The organism is Streptomyces sp. NPDC042364, from assembly GCF_056437585.1.
Window position 1 is genome coordinate 111,797 of the sequence record NZ_JBWKAJ010000015.1, and the last position, 17,711, is coordinate 129,507.

The following is a 17,711-nucleotide window of genomic DNA, read 5'->3' on the forward strand; positions in this document are numbered from 1 at the left end:
CGCACGGCAGCGCCGTACGCCGGCTGGTCGCTACTGCTGCGCGCCCCGGGCGGTCCGCTGCGCACCGAGCAGCACGGTGTCCCGGCCGTCCTCCTCGGCGAGCTGGACCTTGACCGTCTCCCGCAGCGACGTGGGGAGGTTCTTGCCGACGTAGTCGGCGCGGATGGGCAGTTCGCGGTGGCCGCGGTCGACGAGGACCGCGAGCTGGACGGCGCGCGGGCGGCCGATGTCGTTCAGCGCGTCGAGCGCGGCGCGGATGGTGCGGCCGGAGAAGAGGACGTCGTCGACGAGGACGACGAGACGGCCGTCGATCCCGTCACCGGGGATCTCCGTGCGGGCCAGCGCACGCGGCGGGTGCATGCGCAGGTCGTCGCGGTACATGGTGATGTCGAGCGAGCCGACCGGGATCTTGCGGTCGGTGATCTCCGCCAGCTTGTCGGCGAGCCGCCGGGCGAGGAAGACGCCCCGGGTGGGAATGCCGAGGAGCACCACGTCGTCGGCGCCCTTGGCGCGTTCGACGATCTCGTGGGCGATGCGGGTCAGTACGCGTGCGATGTCGGGGGCCTCGAGGACGGGCCGGGCATCGGACTGCTGCGAGTCCTGTTGCGGATTTTCCTGCGTGTCCATACGAAACGGACCTCCTTCTCCGCCTCACGGGACGGACCTTAAAGGACGTCGGATTTGCGCCATCCACGGTAGCAGGCCCGCGGAACGCCCCTGATCACCCCCCTGGCCCAATGGACAGCGTTTGCCGCGGAAGAGTCGGTCCGGACCATTCGGCTTGACGGGGCAGAGTCACGCTGCGTAACCTCACAGTGAGTCACCAGCCTTCGTCCGGGGAGCTATATGTCCAGCGAATACGCCAAACAGCTCGGGGCCAAGCTCCGGGCCATCCGCACCCAGCAGGGCCTTTCCCTCCACGGTGTCGAGGAGAAGTCCCAGGGACGCTGGAAGGCGGTCGTGGTCGGTTCGTACGAGCGCGGCGACCGCGCCGTCACCGTGCAGCGCCTTGCGGAGCTGGCGGATTTCTATGGGGTCCCTGTGCAGGAGCTGCTTCCCGGGACGACCCCCGGTGGCGCCGCTGAGCCGCCGCCGAAGCTCGTCCTGGACCTGGAGCGCCTGGCCAATGTGCCGGCCGAGAAGGCGGGCCCGCTCCAGCGGTACGCCGCGACGATCCAGTCCCAGCGCGGTGACTACAACGGCAAGGTGCTCTCCATCCGCCAGGACGACCTGCGCACACTCGCCGTCATCTACGACCAGTCCCCCTCGGTCCTGACCGAGCAGCTGATCAGCTGGGGTGTCCTGGACGCGGACGCGCGTCGCGCGGTCTCCCACGAGGAGGGCTGACCCCCTCGGGCGGGGCTCAGCAGAAACGTGCCGCCGGGGTGGCCGGGACCTTTGGGTTCCGGCCACCCCGGCGGTTTTTTGTCGACAGGGATGTCGGGCGGGCCTCAGCGACTCGGCCGCGGGCCGGCCCATGTCGTTCTCATGTCCTGCGAAGGGGCGGGGAGCCGAGCGACCGGCCACGAGACAGCCGCGGCCGGCGTCGCTCAGGTCTCCCCGCGGCGCTCCCCTACTCGGCTTCCCTGCGGAGCGACGGCTTCAGGTCCTTCAGGCGGCCGAGGAGTCCGTTCACGAACGACGGGGAGTCGTCCGTGGAGAACTCCTTCGCCAGCTGCACCATCTCGTCCAGCACCACCGCGTCGGGGGTCTCGTCCACCCAGATCAGCTCGTAGGCACCGAGCCGCAGGATGTTGCGGTCCACCACCGGCATCCGGTCGAGGGTCCAGCCGACCGAGTACTGCGCGATCAGCTCGTCGATCCGCTTGGCGTGCTCGGAGTACCCCTCGACCAGCTGCATCGTGTACTCGCTGACCGGCGGCTGCCTGGTGTCGGACCGGGAGTGCCGGATCCAGTCCGCGAGGACGGTCAGGACGTCGGCCCCGCGCTGGTCGCTCTCGAAGAGGATCTGGAAGGCACGCTTGCGGGCCGTGTTACGGGCAGCCACGGTTAGCTGTTCACCCGGCCGAGGTAGTCGCTCGTGCGGGTGTCGACCTTGATCTTCTCACCGGTGGTGATGAAGAGCGGCACCTGGATCTGGTGACCGGTCTCCAGGGTGGCGGGCTTGGTGCCACCGGTGGAGCGGTCGCCCTGGACGCCCGGCTCGGTCTCCTGGACGACGAGCTCGACGGCGGCCGGCAGCTCGACGAAGAGGACCTCGCCCTCGTGCTGCGCGACGGTGGCCGTGAAGCCCTCGATCAGGAAGTTGGCGGCGTCGCCGACGGCCTTGCGGTCGACCATCAGCTGGTCGTAGGTCTCCATGTCCATGAAGACGAAGTACTCGCCGTCCATGTAGGAGAACTGCATGTCACGCTTGTCGACGGTGGCCGTCTCGACCTTCACGCCGGCGTTGAAGGTCTTGTCGACGACCTTCCCGGAGAGCACGTTCTTGAGCTTGGTGCGCACGAAGGCCGGGCCCTTGCCGGGCTTGACGTGCTGGAACTCGACGACGGACCAGAGCTGGCCGCCGTCGAGCTTGAGCACCATGCCGTTCTTGAGGTCGTTCGTGGAAGCCACGGTTGCTTCAATCTCCTGGACTTACGTGGACGACCCCGGGGCACGCGCGCAGCTCGAGGGCTAGAGCGCGAGCAGTTCCTTGGTCGTGATGGTGAGTAGCTCGGGTCCGCCGTCCGCCTCGGGGCGTACGACGAGCGTGTCATCGATCCGGACACCGCCCCGGCCCGGGAGGTGGACCCCCGGTTCGACGGTGACCGGCACGCAAGCGTCCAGTTTACCCATGGCCGCGGGGGCCAACTGCGGGTCCTCGTCGATTTCGAGTCCCACACCGTGCCCCATCAGTGCCGGGAGGTCCGCGCCGTGGCCCGCGGAGTCCAGCAGGTGGCGGGCGGCGCGGTCGACGGCGCCGTGGACGGCGCCGGGGGCCAGGCTCTCCCGGCCCGCCCGCTGGGCTGCGAAGACGAGGTCGTAGAGCTCGATCTGCCAGTCGGCGGGCGAGGTCCCGATGACGAAGGTGCGGCCGATCTCGCACCGGTAGCCGCGGTAGACGGCGCCGAGGCACACGGAGAGGAAGTCGCCCTCCTCGACGCGGCGATCGGTGGGCACGTGGCCGCGGCGGCCGGAGTTCGGGCCGGTGGCGACGGAGGTGGTGAAGGCCGGGCCGTCGGCGCCGTGGTCGACGAGGCGGCGGTCGAGTTCCAGCGCGAGGTGTCGTTCGGTGCGGCCGACGAGGATGGATTCCAGGAGTTCGCCGAGGGCCTGGTCGGCGATTTCCGCGCCGATCCGCAGGTAGGAGAGCTCCTCCTCGTCCTTGACGACTCTGAGCTGCTCGACCGCGCCGCCGAGGTCGTCGAGCCGTAGTCCGGGCGCGACCGAGTGGATCGCTCGGTGCCGGGCCACGGTGAGGTGGTGTTCCTCCACGGCGAGGGAGTCGGCGCCGCCGGCCGTGACGAGATCGGCGGCCGTGAGAGCCGGGTCGCCGCCGGGCTTCGGCAGCACGTGGACGCGTACGGCTTCGTCGGGACGGCCCTCGGAGGTGTCACCCCTCGGGGATGCGGCGCAGAGGAGGACGTCCTCGGCTGCGCCGAGCAGGAGGGCCGCGCCGCGGGGGGCCGCGCCCGTGAGGTACCGCACGTTGGCCGGGCGGGTCACGAGCGCGGTGGCGCAGCCGATCGCCTGGCAGCGTTCTCTCAGCCGGGTTCGGCGGGCGGCGTGGGCGTCTGACATGACCCGAGCGTAAGAGCTCCGCTGGTTGGGCGCCGGTTGAGTGCGGCTGAGTGGGGGTGCGGGTGGCTGCGGTGAGGAGGGGTGGGAGAAGGGTTGGGTGGCGAGTGCGGGTGCTTGGGAGTGCGGTGTCGGGGGTGGTGGAGAAGCTTGTGTGCCGGGTGCGGGTGAGGCGGGGCTTGTCGCGCAGTTCCCCGCGCCCCTGGGTTCGCCGGGGCTGGGCGGGGGCCGTGAGTGGCCCTGTGCTCGTGGGTCCGCCGGGGCTGGGCGGGGGCCGTGAGTGGCCCCGTGCTCCTGGGGGCGCCGGGCTGTGCGAGGGGAGTGAGTGCCCCGTGCTCCTGGGTGGGTGCCACCCGTCCTTGGCCTTGGCGTCGGCCTGCCGTCGGCTACGTCACCACTTCGGTGGGCTCGCTATGGACCGGGCCAGGACCTCGTCCAGGACCCGGGCGGTGGCGGGGACGTCGAGTTGGGAGTTGTCGATGATGGGGAGGCCGGAGCCGTACCAGCCGGCCATGCGGCCGTGGATGCGGGCGACCTCTTCGTCGGTGAGGCGGCGGTTTCCCGTGCGCTCCGCGTTGCGTTCGAGGACGATCTCCAGGCCCGGGAGGAGGACGACGGGGAGGAGGCCGGGGCCCACGTGACGCTTCCAGCCGCCGAGACCGACGACGGGACGGTCGGGGAACACCGCGTCGTCGAGGATGCAGGAGATGCCGTTGGCCAGGAAGTTTCGGGCCGCGAAGCCGCAGGTGCGGCGGGCGAGACGGTACTGCGCCTCGGAGTTGTCGTTCCACCCGGACTGCGGGTCGGCGAAGCCGGAGCGGACCCATTCGCGTACGTCGTCGAGGCTGATGTGCGCGGTGGGCACCCGGCGGTGGTCCGCCCAGTACTTGGCGACGCTGGTCTTGCCGGCACCGGCGGGGCCGATGAGGAGGACGGCGAGCGTGGTGGTCGTGACGTCCGGCGCGTCGGTGGCGGGCGGCGGGCTCGGCATGGTGACGGGGCCGCCCGGCGGCAGTTGCACGTGTCCGGTCGCGTCCCTGGGGACGCCGGTGTGCTGCGGGGGCGAGGCGGGCGGGTGCCCGGGGCCTCCCGCGAAGCCCGGTGCCGGCGGGGGCACGGATCCGGGCGGGGCCGACGGCGCGGGGGGCGCCATGGGCGCGGGCGGGCTCACCGGCGCGTGGCCGGGCTGTGGGGCCGGGGGCACGGGGTGGCTCGCGCCGGGGTGTCCCGCAGGGTTGGCGCCCGGCGCTCCCGGGGGCGGTGCGGCAGGGTGTCCCTGGTGGTTCGCGGCGGGCGACCAGGGGGTCGCCGGGTCCTGCCCCGGCCGGTGGGGCGGCGGCAGCGGAGCTCCCACTGCGTGCTGCATCCGGTGCCACTCCGTCTCGTACAGTCACATCGACACTGGCAGGCGAGGGTCTCGGACCCCCGCCCTCACCGAACGGTACCGCCCCCGGCCGCCGTTTGGTGAACGGCCGGGGGCGTCCCGGAGTGCCCAAGTGGCCATGCCCACAAGGCGAATCGGGCAAGAGCTGCCCGAACAGGCGTTACTGGCCCACTTCGCCGTACGCCGCGAGGAGCACCGCGGGGTCGGGCCCTTCCAGGACGGTGGGCTTGGCCAGGCCGTCCAGGACGATGAAGCGCAGCAGGTCGCCGCGGGACTTCTTGTCCACCTTCATGGTTTCCAGCAGCTTGGGCCACTGGTCGTAGCGGTAGTGCAGCGGCAGTCCGACGGACTCCAGCACCGTGCGGTGGCGGTCGGCCGTCGCGTCGTCCAACCGGCCCGCCAGACGGCCCAGTTCGGCGGCGAAGTACATGCCGACCGACACGGCCGCCCCGTGGCGCCACTTGTAGCGCTCGTTCTTCTCGATGGCGTGGGCGAGAGTGTGCCCGTAGTTGAGGATCTCGCGGCGGCCGGACTCCTTGAGGTCGCCGGAGACGACCTCGGCCTTGACCCGGATGGACCGTTCGATCAGCTCCGCGGTGTGCGGCCCGGCGGGCGTGCGGGCGGCCTGCGGGTCGGCCTCGATGAGGTCGAGGATCACCGGGTCGGCGATGAAGCCGGCCTTGATGATCTCGGCGAGCCCGGACACGTAGTCGTTGACCGGCAGCGAGTCCAGCGCGGCGAGGTCGCACAGCACCCCGGCGGGCGGGTGGAAGGAACCGACGAGGTTCTTGCCCTCGGCGGTGTTGATGCCGGTCTTGCCGCCGACCGCCGCGTCCACCATGGCGAGGACGGTGGTGGGGATGGCGATCCAGCGGACACCGCGCAGCCAGGTCGCCGCGACGAACCCGGCGAGGTCCGTGGTCGCGCCGCCGCCGACGCCGACGATGACATCGGTGCGGGTGAACCCGGACTGGCCGAGCGCCTTCCAGCAGTACGCGGCGACCTCGGCGGTCTTCGCCTCCTCCGCGTTGGGCACCTGGATGGCGACGGCCTCGTAGCCCTGCTCGGCCAGATCGGCGCGCAGGGCCTCGGCCGTCTCGTCCAGCGCCTCGGGGTGGATCACCGCGACCCGCCTGGCCCTGCCGCCGACCAACCCGCCCAGTTCACCGAGGAGTTGGCGGCCCACCAGGACCTCGTACGGCTCGGTGCCCGCCGTGCCGCCGACCTGGACGCGGGTCACTGTCTCGCTCATGCTTCCTTCAACTCCAGGGCGTTCAGGGCTGCTTGGGTGACTTCCTCGGGCGTGCGGCCGTCCGTGGGCACGACGGCCGTGGCGATCTCCTCGTACAGGTGGCGGCGGGCCTCCATCAGCTCCCGCCACTGTTTGCGGGGGTTGACGGCCAACAGCGGCCGGGCGGTGTTGAGGCCGGTGCGCTTGACGGCCTCCTCGACGTCCATCGAGAGGTAGACGACCCGCTGTCCGGCGAGCAGGGCTCGGGTGTCCGGGTCGAGGATCGCGCCGCCGCCGAGGGCGAGGACCCCGTCGTGCGAGGTGAGCGCCGAGTGCACGGCCTGCTTCTCGATGGCGCGGAAGGCGGACTCGCCCTCGTCGACGAAGATCTCCGCGATCGTGCGGCCCTGCTCGGCCACGATGTCGTCGTCGGTGTCGCGGTAGGCGACGCCGAGTCGCTCGGCGATCAGCTGTCCGACGGTGGACTTGCCGACCCCCATGGGGCCGACGAGGACGACCAGAGGCACCGGGCTCACCGGATCGCGAGGTTGTCGAGGTACGAGCGGACGTTGCGGCGGGTCTCGGTGACGCTGTCGCCGCCGAACTTCTCGGCGACCGCGTCGGCCAGGACCAGCGCGACCATGGCCTCGGCGACGATGCCGGCGGCCGGCACCGCGCACACGTCGGAGCGCTGGTGGTGGGCCTGGGCGGCCTCACCGGTGGTGACGTCCACGGTCTGCAGGGCGCGCGGGACGGTCGCGATGGGCTTCATGGCGGCGCGCACCCGCAGCAGCTCACCCGTCGAGAGCCCGCCCTCGGTGCCGCCGGAGCGGCCCGTGGCCCGCTTGATGCCCTGGTCGGTGGCGAGGATCTCGTCGTGCGCCTTCGAGCCCGGCACGCGGGCCAGGTCGAAGCCGTCGCCGACCTCGACGCCCTTGATCGCCTGGATGCCCATCAGCGCGGCGGCGAGCCGGGCGTCGAGGCGGCGGTCCCAGTGCACATGCGAGCCGAGGCCCACCGGCACGTCGTAGGCGAGCACCTCGACGACGCCGCCGAGCGTGTCGCCGTCCTTGTGGGCCTGGTCGATCTCGGCGACCATCGCCTTCGAGGCGTCCGCGTCGAGGCAGCGCACCGGGTCGGCGTCCAGCTTCTCGACGTCGGCGGGCGTCGGGTACACGCCGTAGGGGGCCTTCGCTGCGGCCAGCTCGACGACGTGGCTGACGATCTCGATCCCGGCCGTCTCCTTCAGGTACGACCGGGCCACCGCGCCGAGGGCTACGCGGGCGGCGGTCTCCCGGGCGGAGGCGCGCTCCAGGACCGGCCGGGCCTCGTCGAAGCCGTACTTCTGCATGCCGGCCAGGTCGGCGTGGCCGGGGCGGGGGCGGGTCAGCGGGGCATTGCGGGCGAGGCCGGCGAGGACCTCGGGGTCGACCGGGTCGGCCGACATGACCTGCTCCCACTTCGGCCACTCGGTGTTGCCGACCATGATCGCCACCGGCGAGCCCATGGTCAGTCCGTGCCGCACACCGCCGAGGAACGTGATCTCGTCGCGCTCGAACTTCATCCGGGCACCGCGTCCATAACCGAGGCGCCGGCGGGCCAGGTGGTCCGCCACCATCTCCGTGGTGATCGGCACGCCGGCGGGAAGGCCCTCCAGCGTCGCGACAAGTGCGGGACCGTGGGACTCCCCCGCGGTCAGCCAGCGCAACCTGCTCAACGGTGCTCCTCAGTGCTCGCGCCCTGGTACTGCGTCCTGCCTGCGTGTACGCGCGTCCTCGCGTACGGCGACGGCGACCGGGTGCGCGGCCCCGGCCCGCCACCTCCGATCCTCCCACGTCCGGGCCCGTCACCCGGTCGCAGGTCCATCAGGCGGACGCGCCGGGACGGAACGCGGGCGTCCGCCCGTCGCCCACCGCTCCGGACGCGGGGGCTCGCCACGGCGGCGGCGAGGATCAGCAGGTCACCGCGGTCCACAAGATCCACCGGCACGGGCGGCCTCGGAATCGACGCATCGCGCTGCGGGGCCGCCACGCCATGATCGTCCCGGGTTGCCCCCGGCCCAGGGCTCTTCGCAGGATCACCGCTCGCCGGTGAGCGGACCCCCACATCGCCCGCGCCGAGCGGCCGGCGAGGCCGCTATCCCCGCTCGGCCAGGGCCCGCTCGCCCGCCTGCCGCATCGCGCTCACGGGGGCCGGCGTGCAGCCGGTCATCTGCTCGACCTGCAGAACGGCCTGGTGGACCAGCAGATCGAGGCCGCTGACGACGGCGCCGCCGTACGCGGACCAGCGCGCCGCCAGCTCCGTGGGCCAGGGGTGGTACAGCACGTCGAACAGCGTCGCCGGCCGCTCCGGTACGGCCCCGGACAGTGCGTCCGTGGCCCCGGCCGGCGTCGTGGCGATCACCAGCGGAGAGCTCAGCGCATGCTCGGCGTCTGCCCAGTCCGCCGTACGCACCTCGACGTCCAGCCGCTCGCCCCACTGCCGCATCTCGGCGGCTCGGGCGTCGCTGCGCACGTACGCCACGACCTCACCGGTGCAGATCCGCGCGAGCGCGGCCAGCGCGGACGACGCGGTGGCCCCGGCGCCGAGGATCGCGGCGGACTCGACCTGCTCGATACCGCGCTCCCGCAGGGCCGCGACCATGCCGGGGATGTCGGTGTTGTCACCGATCCGCCGTCCGTCCTCGGCGAACACCAGCGTGTTGACCGCCTCCACCGACATCGCCGTCTCGCTGATCTCGTCCAGCAGCGGCATGACGGCCCGCTTCAGCGGCATGGTCAGCGACAGCCCCGCCCACTCCGGCCCGAGCTTCTCCACGAACCCGGGGAGCGCCTCCTCGTCCACCTCGAAACGGTCGTACGTCCAGCCGGTGAGCCCGAGTTCGGCGTAGGCGGCGCGGTGCAGCACGGGAGAGAGCGAGTGAGCGATCGGCGAACCGAGCACGGCGGCGCGGCGGGCGTCAGTTACCCGAGCTTGCATTGAACTTTTCCTTGAGCCGCAGGAATTCCTTGTGCGTCTTGGCGAACTCGGTCTTGTTGACTCCGTCGGTCGCCACGAAGTAGATCCAACCGTCATCGGTCGGCTTCAGGGCCGCGTTCAGCGCCTCGGCCCCGGGGTTGTCGATCGGTCCGGGCGGCAACCCCTTCTGCGTGTAGGTGTTGTACGGGTCCTGATTGCTGTTGATCTCGGACTCGCTGATGTCGATGTTGCTCTCGCCCTTCAGGTAGTTGAAGGTCGAGTCGAACTGCAGCAGCTGATAGGTCTCCGTGTTCGTGGGCTCGAGACGGTTGTAGACCACTTCGGCCATCTTGCGGAAGTCGTCGTTCGTCTTGCCCTCGGCCTGAACAAGGCTGGCCACGGTGAGCAACTGGAGCGGAGTTTCGAGGTCCATGTCCTCGGCCTTGTCCTCCAGGTCCAGCTCCTCGTACTTCGCCTTGGCGAGAGAGACCATCTCCTTCAGGACGTCCCTGGGCTTCATGCCCTCGGAGACCGGATAGGTGGACGGGTAAAGGAAACCTTCCAGCGGATCCTTGATGTCCTTGTCGTCGTTCGCCCAGTCGGGAAGGCCGAGCTTCGACCACTCCTTCTCCGCGACCTGCGCGGTGGTGCCCTTCTTGACCCCGAGTTTCTTGTCGATCAGATCGTAGACCTCGGCGTTCCTGACGCCTTCCCGGATGGTCATGTTGCTCTGACTCTTCGGGTCGAGCATCAAGGCGATGGCGCTCTTGGCGGACATCTCCTTCTTCAGGAGGTAAACGCCTGCCTGAATCTGGCTGTCGGGGTCCTCCGCCAGTGCGGCCGTGAAGGCATCCACACTCGCGACGACCCCCGCCGCCTTCAGCTTCTGCCCGATCACCGAACCGAATTCACCCTTGCCGACGGTGATCGTGACGGTCTCGTTCGTGCCGGATCCCTCGTAATCGGGGGCCTCACCGAAACGGCTCTGATAGAACTGGTAACCGAAATAGCTGACGCTGGCGAAACCGCCGCCGAAGACCATGACGACCACCAGGCAGGCGAGGCCGCTGCGGCGCTTCTTGCCACTCTTGCCCGACTTGCCTCCGCGGCCTTTGCGTTCGCTCCGGCTGCCGCGCTCCTCGGCTTCGTCGTCCTCGTCATCGGCGCCACCCGCGAAGAACGCGTGCTCACCCTGGTCCGGTCCGGGGTCCCAGTCGGTGCGCTCGGCGGCCTGCTGCTCAGGCGTGGGCGTCGGCTCCGGCGTCGGTGAGGGTGCCGGCTCCGCGCCGCGCCGCGACGGCGGCTCCGGCGGCGGATACGCGTCGGGGGTGCCGTAGAAGTCCTGCTGACCGCCGCCGTAAGCCGCCGCCTGCTGCTGCCCGTACGGGTCGGAGGGATCGGGGGTGTACGCACCCTGCGCCTGCTGGTGCGAGCCGTTCGCCCAGCCGCCGTCGGCCTGGCCGTAGTGCTGCTGGTCATGGCCGGCGTACTGCTGCTGTCCCGGGTCGCCGTACTCCTGCTGGTACTGCTGCTGGGCGTAGGCGTCCTGCTGGCCGTTGCCCCAACCACCGTTGGCGTTGCCGTCCGAGTACTGCTGGTACTGCTGCTGCTCCGGGTAGTGCTGCTGCGGCTGGCCGCCATAGGGAGCCTGCTGGCCCACCTGGGCCTGCTGCCCGCCCCATCCGCCGTCCCCGTACAACGGGTCGTCCGGATGCCATGGTTCGGAGCCTTGGCCCCGGCCATACTCAGTCATCGATCCCCTAGAGCCGCGAGGCGGCGGTCACGCGGGGCTTGTGGCTCGGCTTTCGTCCCCGCCTCTTTCTGTGCGGAGGCTGTTCGAAGGCCACCGCATCGCGCGGAACGTTACCGTATCGCGATCAGTGGGCCGCTTCGACGCCTTCGCCGGGAGCTTTACCTGACACACGCTCGGATTCCAACGCTTGTTGCAGGATGATCACCGCCGCTGCCTGGTCAATCACCGACCTGCCCTTCTTCGACTTCACTCCCGAAGCACGGAGGCCTTGGCCGGCTGTGACTGTGGTCATCCTCTCGTCGACGAGTCTCACCGGAACGGGCGCGATCATGCGCGCCAACTCCTGGGCGAACCCTCGCACCTTGACCGCGGCCGGGCCCTCGCCCCCGCTGAGGGAACGAGGGAGACCGACGACGACCTCGATCGGTTCGTATTCATCGACGAGTTGCCTCAACCGACGTTGTGCCGCCGGGACATCACGGCCGGGGACCGTCTCCACCGGGGTGGCGAGGATCCCGTCGGGGTCGCACGAGGCGACCCCGATACGGGCGTCCCCCACGTCGATCGCGAGGCGACGGCCGCGGCGCATGACCGGGCCGTCGTCTTCGCTCCTGTGATCGGGTGTGCTCACCGGCTCGCCCGATCCGTCGGCCCGACCGTGCTCACTTGGCCGTCTCGGCGACGAGGCGCTCGACCGCGTCCACGGCCTCGCCGATGGCGGCCGGGTTCTGGCCGCCGCCCTGGGCGACGTCCGGCTTGCCGCCGCCACCGCCGCCGAGGGTCTTGGCGGCCGTGCGGACCAGGTCGCCGGCCTTCAGGCCCCGCTCGCGGGCGGCCTCGTTGGTGGCGATGACCGTCAGCGGCTTGCCGTTCGCCGTCGTGAACAGGGCGACCACGGCGGCCCGGCCGCCCTGGATGCGTCCGCGCACGTCGAGCACCAGCTTGCGGAGGTCGTCGGCGGTCGTGCCGTCCGGGACCTGACCGGTCACCAGGGCGACGCCGCGAACGTCCTTGGCGGACTCGGCGAGACCGGCGGCGGCCTGCAGCACCTTCTCCGCGCGGAACTTCTCGATCTCCTTCTCGGCGTCCCTCAGCTTGCCGAGCATGGCGGAGACCTTTTCCGGGAGTTCCTCCGGGCGGCCCTTGACCAGCTCCTGGAGCTGGGCGACGACCGTGTGCTCACGGGCGAGGAAGTTGTAGGCGTCGACGCCGACGAGAGCCTCGATACGGCGCACACCGGAGCCGATCGAGGACTCGCCGAGGAGCTTCACCAGACCCAGCTGGGCGGTGTTGTGGACGTGCGTACCGCCGCACAGCTCCTTGGAGAAGTCGCCGATGGTCACGACGCGGACGCGGTCGCCGTACTTCTCGCCGAACTCGGCGATGGCGCCCTGCTTCTTGGCCTCGTCGATGCCCATGATCTCGGCGTGGACGTCGAGGTCGCGGGCGAGCACCTCGTTGATCTGCTGCTCGACGTCGGTCATCACGGCCGTCGGAACGGCGGACGGGGAACCGAAGTCGAAGCGGAAACGGCCGGGCTGGTTCTCGGAACCGGCCTGGGCGGCCGTCGGGCCGAGGGCGTCCCGCAGCGCCTGGTGGGTGAGGTGCGTGGCGGAGTGGGCCCGGGCGATGGCCTTGCGCCGCAGGACGTCGATGGTGGCCTGGGCCTTGGCGCCGACGGTCACCTCGCCGACCTGGACGACGCCCTTGTGGACGTACACGCCAGGCACCGGCTTCTGGCAGTCGCGGATCTCGATGACGGCGCCGGAGTCGGTCCTGATCCGCCCGGTGTCGCCGATCTGGCCGCCGCCCTCGGCGTAGAACGGGGTGCGGTCGAGGACGATCTCGACCTCGTCGCCCTCGGTGGCGGCGGGCGAGGAGGCACCGTCGACGAGGATGCCGACGATCCTCGACTCGCCCTCGGTGCTGTCGTAGCCGATGAAGTCGGTCTCGCCGGAGTTGTCGGCGATCTCGCGGTAGGCGCCGAGGTCGGCGTGGCCGGTCTTCTTGGCCTTGGCGTCGGCCTTGGCGCGCTCCCGCTGCTCCTTCATCAGACGGCGGAAGCCGTCCTCGTCCACGGAGAGGCCCTGCTCGGCGGCCATCTCGAGGGTGAGGTCGATCGGGAAGCCCCAGGTGTCGTGGAGCAGGAACGCCTTGTCACCGGCGAGGACCTTGCCGCCGGCGGCCTTGGTCTCGGTGACGGCGGTGTCGAGGATGTTGGTGCCGGCCTTCAGCGTCTTGAGGAAGGCGGCCTCCTCGGCGAGGGCGACCTTCTCGATGCGCTCGCGGTCGGTGATCAGTTCGGGGTACTGCTGGCCCATCATGCCGATGACGACGTCGATGAGGTCCTGGACGACCGGGCCGGTGGCGCCGAGGAGGCGCATGTTGCGGATGGCGCGGCGCATGATGCGGCGCAGGACGTAGCCACGGCCCTCGTTGCCGGGGGTGACGCCGTCGCCGATGAGCATCACGGCGGTGCGGATGTGGTCGGTGACCACACGCAGGGAGACGTCGGAGTCCTTGGCGTCGCCGTAGCGGACGCCGGTCAGCTCGGTGGCCTTGTCGATGACGGCCATGGAGGTGTCGATCTCGTACATGTTCTGCACGCCCTGCAGAATCATGGCGAGGCGCTCCAGGCCGAGGCCCGTGTCGATGTTCTTGCTGGGCAGCTCGCCGAGGATCTCGAAGTCCTCCTTCGAGGTGCCCTCGCCGCGCTCGTACTGCATGAAGACCAGGTTCCAGATCTCCACGTACCGCTCGTCGTTGACGGCCGGGCCGCCCTCGACGCCGAACTCGGGGCCGCGGTCGTAGTTGATCTCGGAGCACGGGCCGCACGGGCCGGGGACGCCCATGGACCAGTAGTTGTCCTTCATGCCGAGGCGCTGGATGCGCTCCTTGGGCACGCCGATCTGCTCGTGCCAGATGCGCTCGGCCTCGTCGTCGTCCTTGTAGACGGTGATCCAGAGCTTCTCCGGCTCCAGGCCGTAACCACCCTTGTCCTGGGGGCTGGTGAGCAGCTCCCAGGCGTGCTTGATGGCGCCTTCCTTGAAGTAGTCGCCGAAGGAGAAGTTGCCGCACATCTGGAAGAACGTGCCGTGCCGGGTGGTCTTGCCGACCTCTTCGATGTCCGGCGTGCGGACGCACTTCTGCACGCTGGTGGCGCGGGTGAAGGAGGGCTTGACCTCACCGAGGAAGTACGGCTTGAAGGGGACCATGCCCGCGTTGACCAGGAGCAGAGTCGGGTCGTCCGCGATGAGCGACGCCGAAGGGACAACGGTGTGACCGCGCTCCTCGAAGAAGCTCAACCAGCGGCGACGAATCTCGGCCGACTCCATCAGTGGTCCTCATTCCGGTTGTACGGGTACGACGAGCTGTCGACGTACCTCGGATTCCTGCTGTACTTCGGGGTGTTGCTGTTCTCGATGGCGACGACGCGCCGGGGGGCCGGAAGCTCCGGGAGGTGGTCGGGGTTGGCCTCGATGCCGAGCGCCTCGCCCAGTTCGGCCTCCCGCTGGGCCATGTTGTCGCGGACGTCGAGCGCGAAGCCGACCGCCCGGTCCTTGAGCTTGTGGCCCGCCTCGATCGCCTTGTTCGCCGCCTGGGTGGCGAGGTGCTCGGGGGTGAGCTGCTTCAGCTTGCGGTTGACCTTGGTGGTCGCCCACACTCCGGCGGCGACACCTGTGGTGAACCAGAACGTACGGCGGAACATCGCTCGGTCAGTCCTTCTTTCCACGGGCTGTGCGCTTGCTCCGGCGCGCTCCCGGTACCGTGCGGCCCACGATCACCGTGCGCCGCGGGTCTCCGGGCGCCTCACCCTCGCGGCGGCCACCGATGGCCCGGCGTACGCCGTAGCCGAAGGCGGCGACCTTGACGAGGGGGCCGCCGAAGGTGGAGGCGACGGTCGTGGAGAGCGCCGAGGCGTTCGACGTGACCTCCTGGACGTCGGACGCGATGGCGTCGACCCGGTCGATCTGGGTCTGCGCGGAGCGGACGGCGGTGGAGGCATCGGCGAGGAGGGGGACGGCCTGGTCGGTCACGTCCGCGACGAGTTTGGTGGTCGCCTTGAGCGTCTGGGCCAGCCTCGCCAGCGCGACGGCGAGGAAGGAGACCAGGATCGCCCAGAAGACGGCCACCAGGATCCCGGCCACCTCTCCACCGGACACTGTGTGCCACCCGCTCCCTGGGACATGCCTGAACATCGAGAATTCGTGTCCCGAGCCTATCGCGCCGGGGCGGCCACTCCGAACCGCATTAACGCCCACCGCAGAAGGCGAGAGCCCGCCGTCCCGCCCGCCGGAAGAGGCGGGGGGACGACGGGCTGACGCGTGGTGCGTACTACGTCCGTCGAAGGATCAACGGGCGTAGTACTCGACGACGAGCTGCTCGTCGCAGATGACCGGGACTTCCTTGCGGTTGGGCTCGCGGTCCAGGCGGAACGCCAGGGCCTTGAGGTTCACCTGGAGGTAGCGCGGGGTCTCACCGTCCGCGGCGAAGCCACCCTCGCGGGCGATCTCGAACAGCGGCTTCTGACGGCTGCGCTCACGGACCATGACGACGTCGTCCGGCTTGACGCGGAACGACGGCTTGTCGACCTTCTGGCCGTTGACCTCGATGTGGCCGTGGACGACCATCTGGCGGGCCTGGTAGATCGTGCGGGCGATGCCCGAACGCAGGACCAGCGCGTCGAGACGGCGCTCGAGCTCGATGATCAGGGCCTCACCGGTCTTGCCCTGGACCTTGGAGGCACGCTCGTAGGCGCGGACGAGCTGGCGCTCGGACACGTCGTACTGCGCGCGCAGACGCTGCTTCTCCAGCAGACGGACCTTGTAGTCCGAGTTCTGCTTGCGGCCGCGGCCGTGCTCGCCCGGCGGGTAGGGACGGGCCTCGAAGTACTTGACGGCCTTCGGGGTCAGCGCGATGCCGAGGGCACGCGACTTCTTGACCTTGGGGCGGGACTGGTTCGCCACTGTTTTTCCTTTTCCTGTATTCGGCTGCCTCAGGGTTACGGGAGGTCGCATCCGCAGCCGGGGAATCCCGCCAGATCCCGTGAGGGACGTGCCGGGCAGCCGCTCCCCTGGTCTGGGCACTTACATGCAGCACACGAACGGCCCACCGACCGGTCCCGGGACTAACGGGTGGTGGTGGGCTGCCCGCGACACCTACGACGGTGCGCGACGCTCCTGGATCCGAGGATCCGGCTGGTCGTCCCGCCTGAGGCGCCGACCGGAGCCGGACACGGGACGCAGCACTGAGGAGAAGTCTACAGGGACCTCAGGGCTGCTTCCGCCCCAGGTGCTTCCTGGTCCACTCCACGGCGTCCGCGTACCGGGCCTCGGCCCCGTGGCGGGTCGGGGTGTAGTAGGCGCGGTCCTTCAGGGCGTCCGGCGCGTACTGCTGGGCGGCGATCCCCTCGGGCAGGTCGTGCGGGTACACATAGCCCTGGGCGTGGCCGAGCTTGGCCGCGCCCTTGTAGTGGCCGTCGCGCAGGTGCGGCGGCACCGGTCCGGCCAGCCCCTTGCGTACGTCCTCCATGGCGGCGCCGATCGCGGTGGTCGCCGCGTTGGACTTGGGGGCGAGGGCCAGGGCGATGGTGGCGTGGCTGAGGGTGAGCGCCGCCTCCGGGAAGCCGATCATGGCGACGGCCTGGGCCGCGGCGACGGCTATGGGCAGCGCGTTCGGGTCGGCGAGGCCGATGTCCTCGCTGGCGGAGATCATCAGTCGGCGGGCGATGAACCGGGGGTCCTCGCCGGCCTCGATCATCCGGGCCAGGTAGTGCAGGGCGGCGTCGACGTCGGAGCCGCGGATGGACTTGATGAGGGCGCTGGCCACGTCGTAGTGCTGGTCGCCGTCGCGGTCGTACTTGACGGCGGCCCGGTCGACGACCTCCTCCAGGGTGGTCAGGCCGATCTCCCGCTCCCCCTTGTCGAGGGCGGCGCCGGCCGCGGCCTCCAGGGCGGTCAGTGCGCGCCGGGCGTCGCCGCCGGCGATCCGCAGGAGGTGGGCCTCGGTGTCCTCGGGGAGGGTGACGGCGCCCTTGAGGCCGCGCTCGTCGGTGAGGGCGCGCTGGAGGAGGCCGCGCACGTCGTCGTCGGTGAGCGGTTCCAGGGTGAGGAGCAGGGAGCGGGAGAGCAGGGGGGAGATCACCGAGAAGTACGGGTTCTCCGTGGTCGCCGCGATCAGGGTGACCCAACGGTTCTCGACGGCCGGGAGCAGGGAGTCCTGCTGGGCCTTGCTGAAGCGGTGGATCTCGTCGAGGAAGAGGACGGTCTCCTTGCCGAAGCCGCCGGTGGCACGGCGGGCGCCGTCGATGACCGCGCGGACCTCCTTGACGCCGGCGGTGATCGCGGAGAGCTCCACGAAGCGCTTGTTGGTGGCTTTGGAGACGACGTAGGCGAGGGTCGTCTTGCCCGTGCCGGGCGGTCCCCAGAGGATCACCGAGGAGGGGCCGGCGGGGCCGCCGGCGGACTCGCCGACCAGTCTGCGCAGCGGTGACCCGGGCTTCAGCAGATGCTGCTGGCCCACGACCTCGTCGAGGGTGCGCGGACGCATCCGCACGGCCAGGGGGCTGGCGGCCGGGTCCTTCTCCTGGCGTTCTTCGGCGGCGGCGGTGAACAGATCGGGCTCCACACTTCCGGAGCCTACGT

The 17,711-nt window shown here is 70.5% G+C and carries 17 protein-coding genes; 1 reads left to right on the forward strand and 16 read right to left on the reverse strand.

What is annotated here, in order from left to right:
• Positions 1-30 precede the first annotated feature (30 nt).
• On the reverse strand, positions 31-627 hold the full coding sequence (gene pyrR, locus AC067N_RS27000; protein WP_478681475.1) for a bifunctional pyr operon transcriptional regulator/uracil phosphoribosyltransferase PyrR: 597 nt from the start codon (positions 625-627) through the stop codon (positions 31-33).
• A 219-nt stretch (positions 628-846) separates the two neighbouring features.
• Between pyrR and bldD the strand changes: the two genes are divergently transcribed.
• Positions 847-1,347 carry a transcriptional regulator BldD gene (gene bldD / locus AC067N_RS27005; protein WP_159766275.1) on the forward strand — a complete coding sequence of 167 codons (501 nt, stop codon included), beginning with the start codon at positions 847-849 and terminating at the stop codon, positions 1,345-1,347.
• A 226-nt stretch (positions 1,348-1,573) separates the two neighbouring features.
• Here bldD and nusB read toward each other — a convergent pair whose 3' ends face one another.
• The 15 genes from nusB to AC067N_RS27080 all read right to left on the reverse strand — a co-directional run bounded on the left by nusB (position 1,574) and on the right by AC067N_RS27080 (position 17,694).
• Positions 1,574-2,008 (reverse strand): transcription antitermination factor NusB, encoded by a 435-nt coding sequence (nusB, locus tag AC067N_RS27010; protein WP_478681476.1) that lies wholly within the window; start codon positions 2,006-2,008, stop codon positions 1,574-1,576.
• Positions 2,009-2,010: 2 nt separating this feature from the next.
• Positions 2,011-2,577 (reverse strand): elongation factor P, encoded by a 567-nt coding sequence (efp, locus tag AC067N_RS27015; RefSeq protein ID WP_018549008.1) that lies wholly within the window; start codon positions 2,575-2,577, stop codon positions 2,011-2,013.
• Between the two features lie 60 nt (positions 2,578-2,637).
• Positions 2,638-3,744, reverse strand: coding sequence for an aminopeptidase P family protein (locus AC067N_RS27020; RefSeq protein WP_478681477.1), 1,107 nt, complete (start codon positions 3,742-3,744; stop codon positions 2,638-2,640).
• 388 nt (positions 3,745-4,132) lie between these two features.
• Positions 4,133-5,107 carry a Pro-rich N-terminal domain-containing protein gene (locus AC067N_RS27025; protein ID WP_478681478.1) on the reverse strand — a complete coding sequence of 325 codons (975 nt, stop codon included), beginning with the start codon at positions 5,105-5,107 and terminating at the stop codon, positions 4,133-4,135.
• 178 nt (positions 5,108-5,285) lie between these two features.
• Positions 5,286-6,377, reverse strand: coding sequence for a 3-dehydroquinate synthase (gene aroB / locus AC067N_RS27030; RefSeq protein WP_478681479.1), 1,092 nt, complete (start codon positions 6,375-6,377; stop codon positions 5,286-5,288).
• Positions 6,374-6,856 carry a shikimate kinase gene (locus AC067N_RS27035; protein WP_478681544.1) on the reverse strand — a complete coding sequence of 161 codons (483 nt, stop codon included), beginning with the start codon at positions 6,854-6,856 and terminating at the stop codon, positions 6,374-6,376. Before AC067N_RS27035 ends, aroB begins: the two co-directional genes overlap by 4 nt.
• 32 nt (positions 6,857-6,888) lie before the next feature.
• Positions 6,889-8,073: a chorismate synthase gene (gene aroC / locus AC067N_RS27040; RefSeq protein WP_478681480.1), complete on the reverse strand. Its 1,185-nt coding sequence runs from the start codon at positions 8,071-8,073 to the stop codon at positions 6,889-6,891.
• 419 nt (positions 8,074-8,492) lie between these two features.
• Entirely contained in the window at positions 8,493-9,335 is an 843-nt protein-coding gene (locus tag AC067N_RS27045) for a shikimate dehydrogenase (protein ID WP_478681481.1), read from the reverse strand.
• Positions 9,316-11,067, reverse strand: a complete 1,752-nt coding sequence (gene mltG / locus AC067N_RS27050) for an endolytic transglycosylase MltG (protein ID WP_478681482.1) — start codon at positions 11,065-11,067, stop codon at positions 9,316-9,318. Before mltG ends, AC067N_RS27045 begins: the two co-directional genes overlap by 20 nt.
• Before the next feature lie 124 nt (positions 11,068-11,191).
• Entirely contained in the window at positions 11,192-11,656 is a 465-nt protein-coding gene (ruvX, locus tag AC067N_RS27055; protein WP_478681545.1) for a Holliday junction resolvase RuvX, read from the reverse strand.
• A gap of 73 nt (positions 11,657-11,729) precedes the next feature.
• Positions 11,730-14,402, reverse strand: coding sequence for an alanine--tRNA ligase (gene alaS, locus AC067N_RS27060; RefSeq protein WP_478681483.1), 2,673 nt, complete (start codon positions 14,400-14,402; stop codon positions 11,730-11,732).
• Positions 14,402-14,776, reverse strand: a complete 375-nt coding sequence (locus tag AC067N_RS27065) for a hypothetical protein (RefSeq protein ID WP_478681484.1) — start codon at positions 14,774-14,776, stop codon at positions 14,402-14,404. The genes alaS and AC067N_RS27065 overlap by 1 nt, the downstream gene beginning before the upstream one ends.
• A 7-nt stretch (positions 14,777-14,783) precedes the next feature.
• Positions 14,784-15,230, reverse strand: coding sequence for a DUF948 domain-containing protein (locus AC067N_RS27070; protein ID WP_478681485.1), 447 nt, complete (start codon positions 15,228-15,230; stop codon positions 14,784-14,786).
• A 189-nt stretch (positions 15,231-15,419) separates the two neighbouring features.
• Positions 15,420-16,034, reverse strand: a complete 615-nt coding sequence (gene rpsD, locus AC067N_RS27075; protein ID WP_055537226.1) for a 30S ribosomal protein S4 — start codon at positions 16,032-16,034, stop codon at positions 15,420-15,422.
• A 304-nt stretch (positions 16,035-16,338) separates the two neighbouring features.
• Positions 16,339-17,694 carry a replication-associated recombination protein A gene (locus AC067N_RS27080; RefSeq protein WP_478681486.1) on the reverse strand — a complete coding sequence of 452 codons (1,356 nt, stop codon included), beginning with the start codon at positions 17,692-17,694 and terminating at the stop codon, positions 16,339-16,341.
• Positions 17,695-17,711: the final 17 nt, after the last annotated feature.